General features: G+C 62.0%; 10 protein-coding genes. 6 read left to right on the top strand and 4 right to left on the bottom strand.

From position 1 onward, the window contains the following. Positions 1-5 precede the first annotated feature (5 nt). The 6 genes from pal to NXS98_RS15245 all read left to right on the top strand — a co-directional run bounded on the left by pal (position 6) and on the right by NXS98_RS15245 (position 6739). Positions 6-626, top strand: a complete 621-nt coding sequence (pal, locus tag NXS98_RS15270) for a peptidoglycan-associated lipoprotein Pal (protein WP_283845892.1) — start codon at positions 6-8, stop codon at positions 624-626. Positions 627-670: 44 nt separating this feature from the next. Then, complete coding sequence (locus NXS98_RS15265; protein ID WP_283845891.1) at positions 671-1285, top strand: OmpA family protein; 615 nt, start codon at positions 671-673, stop codon at positions 1283-1285. Positions 1286-1583: 298 nt separating this feature from the next. Then, complete coding sequence (locus NXS98_RS15260; protein ID WP_283845890.1) at positions 1584-3425, top strand: ArnT family glycosyltransferase; 1842 nt, start codon at positions 1584-1586, stop codon at positions 3423-3425. 99 nt (positions 3426-3524) lie between these two features. Beyond that, on the top strand, positions 3525-4517 hold the full coding sequence (locus NXS98_RS15255) for an exosortase/archaeosortase family protein (protein ID WP_283845889.1): 993 nt from the start codon (positions 3525-3527) through the stop codon (positions 4515-4517). After that, positions 4514-5278 (top strand): exosortase-associated EpsI family protein, encoded by a 765-nt coding sequence (locus tag NXS98_RS15250; RefSeq protein WP_283845888.1) that lies wholly within the window; start codon positions 4514-4516, stop codon positions 5276-5278. The genes NXS98_RS15255 and NXS98_RS15250 overlap by 4 nt, the downstream gene beginning before the upstream one ends. A 78-nt stretch (positions 5279-5356) precedes the next feature. Next, complete coding sequence (locus NXS98_RS15245; protein WP_283845887.1) at positions 5357-6739, top strand: sugar transferase; 1383 nt, start codon at positions 5357-5359, stop codon at positions 6737-6739. Between the two features lie 56 nt (positions 6740-6795). Here NXS98_RS15245 and NXS98_RS15240 read toward each other — a convergent pair whose 3' ends face one another. From NXS98_RS15240 to NXS98_RS15225, 4 genes are read right to left on the bottom strand one after another with little or no spacing between them, the layout of a single operon-like run. Continuing rightward, complete coding sequence (locus tag NXS98_RS15240; protein ID WP_283845886.1) at positions 6796-9045, bottom strand: polysaccharide biosynthesis tyrosine autokinase; 2250 nt, start codon at positions 9043-9045, stop codon at positions 6796-6798. Between the two features lie 8 nt (positions 9046-9053). Continuing rightward, positions 9054-9728, bottom strand: coding sequence for a polysaccharide biosynthesis/export family protein (locus NXS98_RS15235; RefSeq protein WP_283845885.1), 675 nt, complete (start codon positions 9726-9728; stop codon positions 9054-9056). A 9-nt stretch (positions 9729-9737) separates the two neighbouring features. After that, positions 9738-11006, bottom strand: a complete 1269-nt coding sequence (locus tag NXS98_RS15230; RefSeq protein WP_283845884.1) for a porin family protein — start codon at positions 11004-11006, stop codon at positions 9738-9740. A 32-nt stretch (positions 11007-11038) separates the two neighbouring features. Continuing rightward, positions 11039-12817, bottom strand: a complete 1779-nt coding sequence (locus NXS98_RS15225; RefSeq protein WP_283845883.1) for a hypothetical protein — start codon at positions 12815-12817, stop codon at positions 11039-11041. Positions 12818-12968: the final 151 nt, after the last annotated feature.

Below are 12968 nucleotides of genomic sequence, written 5' to 3'. Positions count from 1 at the left end.
ACATCATGAACCGCCTCACCGCATCCATCTGGTTGAGTTTGGGTCTGGCTTTGATTGTGCTGCTGGGCGAGGGTTGCCGGCGACGGCCCACCGCCCTGACCTACATTCCGGGCCACAGCCGCAGTGTCACCAACGAACTGGCCGGCCTCATGGACGATGCCGGACGCGCCGCGCAACCGCCCGGCTCCACCGGCACCGGCCTCAAACCCGGCGCCACGGACGTTGGCTCCATCCCGCTGCCGGACCGCTCCCGCCGCGAAAACATGAACGAAGACCGCGAGTATTTCAAAAACCAGACCGTTTATTTTGACTTCGACAAGTCCGCCGTCCGCGCCAGCGAGCGCGGCAAGGTGCAGGCCGTGGCCGAGGCCCTGAAAAAACGGCCGGAGGCTTCCGTGGAAGTGGAAGGCCATTGCGATGAGCGCGGCACCGAGGAATACAACCGCTCCCTGGGCGAGCGCCGCGCGCTGTCCATCCGCGAGTACCTGATTTTGCTGGGCATCTCCAGCGAACGCATCTTCACCGTCAGTTTCGGCGAAGACAAACCTGCCGTGCCGGGCCACAACGAAGCGGCCTGGTCCAAAAACCGGCGGGGCGAGTTTATTTTGTTAACCCCCAAACCGTAACCTTTGCAACGCACACCCCACGCACCAAATCTCCCTTGTCCATTATGAAAAAATATCTGTCCCTGCTTCTCACCCTGAGTCTGGCGGCCACGCTCGCGGTCTCCTCCGGCTGCACGAAAAAGAGCAACAAACCGGTGACCGGCCTGCCCGCCAAGACCGGCACCGGCGCCTCGGGCGCCACCGGCACGGGCACCGGCGCGGAGCAGGTTCCCGCCCTGCCCGGCAGCAACCAGTCACCCAGCGGCACGCCCCTGTCCGGCAATCCTTTTGAACAGCCTTCCCGCGCCGGCCTGGAAGGCATGACGCCGGACCGCGAGGCGCTCAAGAATTACACCGTCTATTTCGAGTTTGACCGCTCCGCTGTGCGCCAGAGCGAGCAGCCCAAGGTGCAGGCCGTGGCCGGCGTGCTCAAGGCGCAGCCCGACACCAAGCTGCAAATTGAAGGCCATTGCGATGAGCGCGGCACCGAGGAATACAACCGCTCCCTGGGCGAGCGGCGCGCGCTGGCCCTGCGCGAGTTCCTCATCAACCTGGGCATTGACGGCAACCGCATCTACACCGTCAGCTTTGGCGAGGACAAACCCGCCGTCCAGGGCCACAACGAGGAAGCCTGGTCCAAAAACCGCCGCGGCGAGTTCATTCTCTACCGCAAGCCTTGAGGCTTCGACCTCGCTACCGCCGGTCTTTCAAGTGCGCGGGCCCTCCCTTGGGGGAGGGCCTTTTTGCTTGAGCTTCCTGTTCTCCCCACCGTGCCGGCGGGGCTGGTGCACAGGGGGTTGGGGCCAGCTCGGAGGGCGCCGCCGGCCGGCCATTTTCATCATGGTTTCCCATCCTTTTCACTCCGCGTGGAGTTTCCGCCCTTTCTCCCATATTTGGCTTGCGCCAGGCAGGTTCACACCCCATGTTGGCAACATCGCCGGCGGCAGAAAAAACGCAGGCCGGGGAATACGGGTAACTATGTCGGGCATCCAGGAATGGATTTATCATTGGACGGAAGGCGCGGGCAACCGCTGGCTGAAGTTCGCCTTGTTGTTGATGAGTGTGGTGGCGCTGGCCGCTGTTTATGATGTGCGGGCCTGGCGCAATTTCGAGCAGCCGGCAGCCATGGAGCAGGCCCAGTTGGGCCGCCACCTGGCCCGCGGCGAAGGCTATGTCACCCGCTCCATTCAGCCGCTGGCGGTTTATTTGCTGCAGAAACAAGCCGTGCGCCAGGCCGAGGAGGCCCGCCGCAAACTGCCCGCCGACGAATCCCAATGGACGCCCGAGCAGCGGCAGGCTTTCGACCGGCTGCTGGCGCCGGCACAGCTTGGCGGTCCCATGCCCGAAATCCATCACCCCCCGCTCTATCCGCTCCTGCTGGCCGGGCTGATGAAGTTGTGGCCCCTGGACGAAGTGGCGCCCCCCGACAATCGTCCCGCCCGGCCGCTGCCGGAGCTGGCCATTGTGCTCCTGAATCAGGCGTTGTTTTTTGTGCTGGTCTGGCTGGCGTACACCCTGGCGCGGCGGTTGTTTGATGAAGGCGTGGCGTGGCTGACGGCCGTGGTGTTGATGGGCACCGAGCTGCTGTGGCGTTTCACGATGAGCGGCGGCTCCACGGTTTTGGTGATGGTGTGGGTGCTGGCGCTGGTCTGGTGCCTGGTCTGGCTGGAGCGGGGAGCGGAGGAGTTTTACAGCGGCTGGCGCATGACAGCGCTGGCAGCGCTGACCGGCCTGGTGCTCGGCGCCGGCGTGTTGACACGCTATGCCTTTGCCTGGCTGGCCGTGCCGGTGGCGGTGTTTGTGGTGGCGCACCTGGGCGTGCGCCGCTGGCTGGCGCTGGCCGTCACCCTGCTGCTGGCCGGCGCGGTGGTGGCGCCGTGGTTGTGGCGCAATTATCAGTTGACCGGCGCATTTTTCGGCACAGCCAGTTATGTGCTCTATGAAGGCACGCCCAGTTTTCCCGCTTCCACGCTGCCCCGCTCGCTGGAGCCGGACTTTACGCATGTGGAGGCGCTGGACCTGCCGCTCAAACTGGTGCAGGGCCTGCGACAGGTAATCCCGGAAGACCTGCCGCGGCTGGGCGGCACGTGGGTGAGCGCGTTTTTCCTGGTGGGTCTGCTGGTGCCCTTCCGGCGGCCGGTATTGTCGCGCCTGCGGCTCTTCAGCTTGCTGGCCCTAGTGTTGCTGGCGGCCGCGCAGGCCTTGATAACCTCGCCGCGTACCACCAGCCGGGAGGTGTCCAGCGAGAACGTGCTGGTATGGCTGACACCACTGGTCATCATGTTTGGCGTGGCGTTGTTCTTTACGCTGCTGGACCAGGCGCGGGCCGCCGTCTGGGAGGCGCGGCCGCTGTTCGTGGGGGCCTTCATCCTCGTGGCGGTGGCCCCCTTGGTGGTCAAACTGCTGCCGCCGCGCGCGCCCATGATGGCTTATCCACCCTACGCCCCGCGGGTGATTCAAGCCGTCTCCGCCTGGATGAAGCCCGATGAATTGATGATGAGCGACATTCCCTGGGCGGTGGCCTGGTACGGCCAGCGCACCTGCATCTGGCTGCCGCTCAATTCGGAAGGGGATTTTCAGGCCATTCACCGCCGACAACCCATTCACGCGCTTTACCTCACGCCCCAGACGCTCGACAACCGCTTCCTCACGCAATGGGTCCAGGGCGAAAATCAGGGCTGGGGCATGTTCATCGCGCAATGTCTCTTGCGCCAGGAGGTGCCCTCCGGATTTCCCTTGAAGCACGCCTACGCGGATTTATTCCCGGAGCAGCTCTTCCTCACCGACCGCGAGCGGTGGAAAACGCCGACCGCGCCCTAGGCGCGCGGCCTGGTTCTGGCATTCAACCGTTTGCCTCGCGCATTTTTGAGTGAACTCCACCGCCGAGGTGTCATAGAATCAGGACTCAAACAACGGCGCATGAGCGCAGACACAGCAACCAGCACCGCGACGGTGCGCAAAGACCTGCTGGCCGAAGTCCGCCAGTTGGGCGCGGACATTGCGGCCGCGTGGGCGCAATTTCCGCATCGTGAATTGTTCTGGGGCCTGCTGGCGGCCTGGATATTGTTGTTCCACCTCTGGGGCAACAGCACCCTGGGCTACATCAAGACCGGCAGCCTGCTGGGGTGGATGATTCATGTGTACGAGTGGAGCCCGGAGGACCAGCATGGCTACTTCATTCCGTTGCTGGTGCTGATGCTGCTCTGGTGGAAACGCGAAGAGCTGCTCCCCCTGCCCAAAGCGCCGTGGTGGCCCGCGCTGGGCTTGCTGGCCCTGGCCGCCGGCCTGCATGTGCTGGGTTATCTGGCCCAGCAGGCCCGGTTTTCCATCCTCGGTTTTTACTGCGGCATTTATGCCATCACCGGGCTGCTGTGGGGCTGGCGCTGGTTGAAGGCCACCGCCTTTCCCTTTTGTTTGTTCATCTTTTGCGTGCCGGTGGCCACCCAATCGGAAACGCTGACCTTCCCCCTGCGCCTGGTGGCCACCCATATCACCGTGTGGATTTCGCATCACGTGCTGGGCGTGCCCGTGATTCAAAATGGCGTCCAGATTTTTGATCCCTCCGGCAAGTTTCAGTACGAAATCGCCGCCGCCTGCAGCGGCATCAAGAGCTTGACGGCGCTGACGGTGCTGACGCTGATTTACGGGTTTATTTTTTTCAAGCCCATGTGGCAGCGCGCCATCATCGTGCTGGTGGCTGTGCCAGCGGCCATTGTCAGCAATGTGCTCCGGCTGGTCATGATTGTGATGGCCGGGCAGTTGTTCGGGCAGGCCGGCGGCAATTATGTGCACGATAGCTGGTGGCTGAGCCTGTTGCCCTACGTGGTGGGCTTTGCCATGGTCTATTTCACGGGCAAACTTTTCACTCCGCGCCGCCCGGCGACGCCGGCGGGGGTGCCGGAAACAGTATGAAGCAACGCGCATGGTGGGTCTTCCTGGCCGCCCTCGCCCTGATGGCGGGGACGGGCATGGTGTTGCATCGCGCCGGCACCCGCCAGCATCTGGGCGCGCCCGGCGTGAAGCTGGTGAATGAACCCACCTACGGCGAGGACGGCCGCCTGGTGATGCCGCAAAGCGTGTACCTGCCGCCCTCCGTCCTGGGCGCCTCTTCCACCTCCGTGCCCATCAGCAAACTGGAATTAATCTGGCTGCCCGCCGACACCACCTACGGCCGGCGGTTGTATGAGTGGCCGGATGACCGCAAACTGCTGGTCAGCGTGGTCCTGATGGGCAGCGACCGGACCAGCATTCACAAGCCGGAATTCTGCCTCAACGGCCAGGGGTGGGAATACAAGGCCACCGACACGGAAGTCATTCACGTGCCCATGACCCGGCCGGTGGAATACTCCCTGCCCGTGATGAAAGTGCAAGCCACCAAAACCATGCAAACGCCCCGCGGCGAAATCACCCTGCGCGGGATGTACCTGTACTGGTTTGTCACCAATCAGGAAATCTCCGCCTTGCACACCCGCCGGGTCTGGTCCCAAACCCTGCACATGCTGCGCACGGGGGAGCTGCAGCGCTGGGCTTACATCTCCCTCTTCACCACCTGCCTGCCGGGGCAGGAAGCGCCCACGGTGGAGTGGATGACGCGCTGGATTCAGGAGGCGGCGCCGCAATTCCAGGTGCCGCCCGCCGTGCCCGCACTCCCGCGCACCCAAGCCGCTCCGTAGGCCGGGAGGGGACTTGACGCCGGCGCCGGTTTCAGGGCTTTAATGATGGGCGGAAAATTCGGTTAACCGGGTAAAATCATGCTGCGACGCTCCAGCCTCCTGCGCACGCGGGTCCATCAGGTGATGGACACCGGCCTGCATTTGCTGGCGTTGTGGCTGGCCCACGAGATTCGCGCCAAAAACCTTCTGGGCCGCGACCCCATTGCGCCCTTTGACGAGTTCATGTGGCTGTGGCTGGTCATCGCCCCTGCCGCGTGGATTAGCCTGAGCTGGCTGGGCTTTTACCAGCGCCCGCTCTTTTTCTCCCGCCGCCGCACCGCCCTCATGTTGTTCAAGGCCAGCTTCGTCACCACCCTCGCCGCCATTCTGGCCATGTTCCTGTTCCGCGAGCAACTGGCCCGCGGCGTGCTGGTGCTCTACGGCGGCATCAGCTTCACCCTGCTGCTGGCCAAGGAGCTGCTCCTGAGCGGCCTGTACCACACCGGCCATGGGCGCGACCAGCTTGAAAAGCGCGTCATTGTGGTGGGCGGCAACGAGGGCGACCTGCGAATTTTGCGCGACAAGCTCAAAGCCCTGGGCTCCGGCTCCGCCACCGTGGTGGCGGAATTGAATCTGGAGCGCAACCAGGTGAGCGAACTGGCTGGCCTCCTGCATCAACACTCCGCCGGCGCCGTGCTGGTGCATTGCGGCCACTCCAATTTCCGCGAGGCCGAGCACATCCTGCGCACCTGCGAGCTGGAGGGCGTGGAGGCCTGGCTCGTGGCCAGCTTCTTCAAAACGCACACCTATCGCACCTCGCTGGACGAATTCCTGGACCTGCCGGTCATGGTTTTTCGCAGCGCGCCTGAGGCCAGTTGGCAGGCGCTGGCCAAACAGGTCATGGATTACACCGGCGCGCTGGTGGGCCTGCTGCTGCTGGCGCCGCTCCTGCTCTTCATCGCCCTGCTCATCCGCCTCACCAGCCCCGGACCGGTGCTTTTCCGCCAGGAACGTTGCGGGCTGCACGGCAAGCCTTTCGTCATGCTCAAATTCCGCACCATGGTCACCAATGCCGAGCAGCTCCGGCATGAACTGGAATCGCTCAACGAAATGCAAGGGCCGGTGTTCAAACTCTCCCGCGACCCGCGGGTCACCCCCGTGGGCCGCATCTTGCGCAAGTACAGCCTGGACGAGCTGCCCCAGCTCATCAATGTGCTCCGCGGGGAAATGAGCCTGGTGGGGCCGCGCCCCCTGCCGGTCAACGAAGTGGCGCGCTTTGATGATGTCTCCCACCGCCGCCGCCTGAGCGTCAAACCCGGCCTCACCTGCCTCTGGCAAATCAGCGGGCGCAATAACGTCAGCGACTTCAGGGAATGGGTGCGGCTGGACCTGGAATACATTGACCATTGGTCCTTGTGGCTGGATTTCAAAATCCTCCTCCGCACCATCCCGGCAGTCTTGCAGGGCACCGGGGCGCGGTAACGATTCACTCGAAAGCAGACCTCCCCTGGGCAGTCCCTCCAGCCAGCTCCCCTTGCTTAATTCTCCTTGGTTTCCTCCACCGGCACGCCGGTCCCCGGCTTGGCCGCAGTCTTGCGCGGTGGAGGCATGACCTTGCCAGGCTTGACGTCCGCCGCCTGGCTTTCTTTGGACGACTTGCGCTCGCGGCTCCGATAATAGCCGTGGTAATAGTAGTTGTAGTAGTAGTAAGGGTTGTCCGCCGTGATGCCGTTTAACACCACCCCGAAAATGCGCCCGCCCCGTTGTTGGACGGCATTGAGGGCGTTGCGCGCAAAACGCATGGAGGTTTTGCCAGCCCGCACCACAAACAACAAACCATCGGCGTGTCCCGCCAGGGCAAAGGCGTCGTCAATGGCCGTGAGGGGCGGACAGTCGAACACGACAAAATCGTATTGTTGACGGGCTTCCCGAATGAATTGGGCGGTGATGGGGCCAATCAACAACTCCCCCGGGTTCCCCGGCAGCTTGCCGGTGGTGATGAGTTTGAGCTGGGCCACGGAGGTATCTTTCACCACGTCCAGCCAGTGGACTTCCCCCCCCAGGATTTCCGCCAGACCCTGCTCTCGTTCCAGATTGAAAAAACCATTCACATTGCCGCGGCGCAAATCGGCATCCACCAGCAACACCCGGTTGCCGGCCAGCGCCAGGGTGATGGCATAGTTCACCGAGAAGGTCGTTTTGCCGTCGCCCGGCACGGCGCTGGTGATGATTTGCACCTGCTTTTCCGGGCTTTCCACCCCCAGCATGATGGCCGAGCGCACCACGCGGATGCTTTCCGCAAACATGCTGTGCTCCTCCATCTGGGTGATGAGAATGCGCGGTTTGGCCTGCCGGCTGCCCAGCAGCGGCACCTGCCCCAGGATGGGCAGGCCCAGCTCCGCCTCAATGTCTTCCGCCAGCTCGAGGCGGTCATCGAGTTTGTCCAGCAGGTAGATGATGCCGCACCCCGCCGCCAGTCCCAGCAACAAGCCCACCAGGATGATTTTTTGGCGGTTGGGACTGATGGGCACGGGCGAACCGATGCCTTCTTCCAAAATGGCCAGCTCCTTGTCGCCCCGTGTGTTGCTGGCTTCCAGCGCCCGCGCCTTGCGCCGCAGGCTTTCCAGCTCGTTTTTAATGTCGGTTTCGTCGCTCTTGAGCCGGTCAAATTGATTCTGAATGTTGCGCGATTCAAACACCTGCTTGCGTAAATCCTCAATCAGCGGTTTGTAGCTCTCCTCATCGCGCTTCAGCGACTCGATGCGTGCCAAACGCTTGTCTTCAATCAAATCCAACTGGTACTGCATCTCCCGTTTTAACTTGTCCACTTCCGCCAGCAGATTTTGCATGAACGGATGCCGCGGCTTGAGGGTGGCCGAGTATTTTTTCACTTCGTCCTCCTTGCTCAACAGCCGGAATTCCAGCTCGGCATACTTGGACTCGCTCAGCAGCCGCTCCAGGGTGTCCCCCGTCTGGGGGGCGGGGTTGGAGGTGTCGCTGCTGGAGCGCTCCGGCAGGCGGCGCGTTTCCACCATGCCGCCTTTGAGCAGGTCGCGGCTGGATTTGTTCTCCAGGCGCTGGCGCAGGGTCTGGACGGCGGTCATTTCATCCAGCAGCTTGTCCAGGCGCTGCTGGGCGGCATCGGCGGTTTCCTTGACGCTGGCGATGTTGTGTTTGACCTGAAAGGCCAGCAAATCCTGCCGCGCTTTTTCGAGCTTGCGCTCGTAGCGTTCAATTTCGCGCTGGGTCTCCGCCAGGCTCAAATCCACCGTGCTGGCGGTCAGCTCCTCCTTGAAGCTCATGAACTCGCGCGCCCAGTGAAGGGCGTATTGCTGGGCGAAGAGGAAATTGGTGGCGTCCACCGTAATCAGGAAAAAACCCAGGCCCTTGGTGGCGCTGGCGCTGGCCGGGCCGCTCATCCCGGCCAGGCGCTCATCGGCGCGGATTTTGGCCAGCACGCGCTCGCGCACCTTGGTGCTTTGGAGGTATTGCAGATGGGTGTCGTAGAAGCTGTTGATGTCCACCAGCACCGCCGCCTTGTTGTCAAATGGCGTGACCACGCGGGAGGCAATGCCAATCTTGGAAATGGCGCGGTAGATTTTCGGCATGCTGTAGGCGCGATGCGCCGCCATGCCCACCCCCACCGCCACCGTCAGCAATAAGATAAACCACCGCCGCGCCAGCATCTTGATGTACCGCCGCAACCGGAAATACAGGTTGATGCGATCCATCAGCGGCGTGTCAAAGCTGTCCACGCCGCGGGCTTCGGGAGTGGCGTTTGCGCTCATACTGCCCCTCAACCGCCAAAGTTAAAGGTGCGCTCCGGCACGTCAATGATGTCCCCCGGCTGCAAAATGATGTTGTTGGCGCGGTTGCCCCGCCGGATTTCTTCCAGGTCAATGATCTTGGTTTCGGTCTTCTGGGTGGCCGGATCCACGCGAATGAGTTTGACCTTGCGCAAGTTGGCCCACTCATTCACCCCCACTTGAAACACCGCCTCGAAGATGCGTTTTTCCTCGCCCGGCACCAGTTGCAGCATGTTGCCGCGCGTGCCGCGGCCAATGAACAACACCTGCCCAAACCGCGGCGTGGTTTCCTTCAGCTCCAGCTTCACCCGGGCATCGTGATAATAATCAGCGTCCAGCCGCCGTTTGATTTCCGCCGCCGTCTCCGCCAGCGTGCGGCCGGCCACATTCAAAGTGATGGACAAGTCCGAACCGCGCGTGACCCGGAACGTGGCGTTGCCCAGGGCGTTCACGGTGACGGTATCCGGCTCCGCGCCCTTGACGGGGTCATCTTCAATCCAGTACAGCAGCTTGTCCCCCACTCCCAGCCGGAAGTCATCGCCGGGGCGCGCGGGCGCATTGGTGGACGCAGGCGCTGGAGGGTTGGTGGCCCCGCTCTGGGCGAGGGCGGCGCCAGCCCACGCTCCCATCAGCAGCAAGACCCAGACGGCCTTTGGTCCACTCATGCGCATAAATTAAAATCGCTTCTGCAATTCCAGTGTCAACCGATTTTGCGAGTAGTCCCGGCCCTCAATCGCCGAGTCCTTCAACGCATAACTGTAGGCCAGCGTGGCATTCCACGTCCTGGTCAGCGAGTAGTTAAACCCCACGTAGGCCATGTAGCGGTTGCCGCTGTCCCCGCCCACGTTGGACGCCTGGAAGTTCTCATACGAGAAGAGGGTGTTCACGCTCATCGCCCGGTTGAGCTGCCATTGGAAGCCATGCTGCAAGCTGTACATCTCGGTGTAATTGCTGCCGAAACCCAGCCCCGCCGTGCGGCCGACGCGCAGGTTTTGATTCATGCGCCGGTTGATTCGATGCCGCACGCCCACTTGAAACACCAACCCCTGAAAATCCGAGGCATCGGCAATCCGGTTATTGGTGTCATAGGTGGCCAGGCTGTAGGCCACCGAGGCATCCAGAAGAATGAAGCGCGTGGCCTCCCACGTCACAAACGGCCCGATATTGAAGGCCGTGCCGTCATTCTGGAAGCTGTCCCGGTAAAACGTCATCGCGTAGGCGTTGTTCAGCCCCAGCATCAAGCGCGAGCTGGCCTGGTACATGGCGCCCAGGCTGAAGGTGTGCTGGTCATAATCCAGCTCCAGGTACTCACTGGTCAGGCTGCGGTCCAGCGTGTGGCTATATCCCCCCACAAAACCCCACTGCCGGAACGGCCGCCACTCGGCAATCACCCCCGCCAGATTGTGCAGCCGCCGGAAATTGATGAAGTCGCCCGCCCCAGCCCCGCTGATTTCCGGGCGGGAAACGGGGTCCGCCTGGACGCTGATGTTGTCGTAGAAATTGAGGCTCAAATCATTGATGAACACCCGGTAATCCAGCCGCGAATTGGGCGCCAAAATGATGGAGCTAACCGCCGGACTGTTCAAATACCAGCGGTAGCCCACGCCCAAATCCAGTTGCAACAGGTTGTTCTTGCTCACCGGATACATGAACCCCACGCCCACATTGGGGGAGATGCTGAAATCACTGCGCGGGTTAAGCTCGGAAAGATTGATGTTGTCATTGTACTCCATTTGCGTGCTGGCATGCACGCGGGCAATCATCTTGCCCCACTTCAAATTGTAGGCGCTGGTTTCCGGCGTGCTGTAGGCCGGATACGGCAGCGTCTGCATGATGTAACCGCGGCTGGTCTGGGCGATGCCCGTGCTCAGGGCCGCCGCCAACACCGCCGCCCCCAGCCAGCGTTTGGGCAGGCTAGTTTGCTGGACTCGGTGAGTTTGCACGCCGGGGGCCACGGGGTTTGCTTCACTTGGGGTTATTTGCCCCCAACAACGGATGCCCCCGGCTGGGGAACGCGCGCCGGGTCAATCATGTTGTTGGGATGGCCAAAGGTGTTTAACGAGGCCGCCCCAAAGGGCAGCAAATTCGGTTGCAAAGCGGTGCCGAAATACGTGCCGCCGCCTGCTCCACCCTGCTCGTAAAACACCGCACTGCCCATCAAGCGCGAGGGCAGCGCTCCCCCCTGCGTCGTAATCACCGTGATCATCCCCCCCGGATTCACCTGTGGTGAAAATCCTTCCGGCGTCTGAAACACCACCGGGCCGCTGTTGGCCGGATTGGCCGTGCCATAAAACACCCCGGTGCGGCTGTCGTAAATCACGCCCAGCCCGTCGCCTTCGCCCATCCGCACCTGCCAGTCCTTCAACGGGCGCAGTTCAATCTGATAGGCGCTGCTCACGGACTGGATTTCAATCAGGCCCGTATCCGCGTAATTCACCGCCAACTGGCTGTCATTGTCTCCGCGCAACACCTGGCGCGTCTTGGGCGCCACCTTGAAATCACCCGCCGTCCCGCTGATACGCAAATCGCCCCCTTCATCCCAGTTCATCTGGATGGAATTGAAGGGCGCATTGGGACTGGCCGCCACCACGCCGCTGCGGAACGTGGCGCTGCTCTCGCTGCCAATTCGCGTAATCTGCCGGGAAATGGGATTGAAGAAATCCACGGGCTTGTCGGACGACGCCACAAACGTCGAGCAGTTTTGCACATTGATGTATTGGAAGGTGGCCCCCCCCGGCACGCTGGCGGAAAACCGGTTGGCAATGCGCACCAGCACCTCCCGCGCCGTCAAAAACACATTGGTGGGAGTCGTGTTCGAGGTGTCCACCGCTCCTTTGTCCAGATTCCACAGACCTCCCGCGCTTTGTTCCGAAATTAGAAAGGCGCTCCAACAATCAAAACCCGCCACCCACACCCGCAAAATGCCCTTGCGCACCCGCCACTCCACCTTGCGCGTGCCGCTGTTTTGCGTCACCTCGATTTGCGTGCCGTTGGGCAGCTCCAGCATCTGCGGGGTGTTGGGATTCAACGTGTACCGCTGTTTGCCCAGATAAATCTCCGCCTGGCTTTCCGCTTTGCCGCCAATGGCCGCCTCCAAGAGCGGAGTCAATCGTTGGAAACGCCCGGGTTGTTTGCCGTTGCCGGCTGTCCTTTGCAACGGGCCGCCCAGCATCGGCGGCAAAAAGGGCGACAATTCCCGGCTCAATCCATCGGCATCCGTGGCCGTGATAGGCCCCCGTCCCGCCAGGTAATAAGAGCCGTCTTTGAATAAATCAAACCGCGCGCTGGCCATCCCCCGCAGCGTGGCCTTGGCGCCATCCGGCAGGTTCAACGTCACCTCGGCGGTGTTGCCTTCCAAAGTTTGCGTATCCAGCCATTGGAGTTGAGTCTCCGGGCGCACCCGCAACCCCTGTCCCAGAGGCAATTGCGCCGTCCAACCCTTGAATCCCTCCACCTCCAGCGCCACCTCGCGCTCCGCCGCCATCACCGTGGCCATGCCATCAGCGCCGGGAGGAGTAATCTGCACGCCGCTTATCTTCACCCCGGCAGCCAGCTCCTTGAGCGGCAGCGAAGCCTTGCCGTCCAGGCTCACCCGCCATCCATCACCATCCGGAATCAGGCGGACAACGGCTTGAGGGTTGGGCTGGCCTTGCAAGGAGCAGACCAGCAGGCTCACGCACAGGAAACCCACCCCCTGGCGCAAGACTCGCCATCGGAAAGGAAGATTACATTGCGGGCGCACTTTAGTATTCATTAAAATATTTTTATGCCACGATAATTTATAAACAGGGCCTTATCCACAGCCCTGCCTGTATCCTCATTTTGGGCGAGTAGAAGGCAGATTTTCTACTTTTGCCGCTGCTAAATTGCCACAGGCAATTCAAATTGCAAAGCTGAGAAAAGCA

This window comes from Fontisphaera persica, assembly GCF_024832785.1.
Classification (GTDB): domain Bacteria; phylum Verrucomicrobiota; class Verrucomicrobiia; order Limisphaerales; family Fontisphaeraceae; genus Fontisphaera; species Fontisphaera persica.
This window is presented reverse-complemented; position numbering and strand designations above follow the sequence as displayed.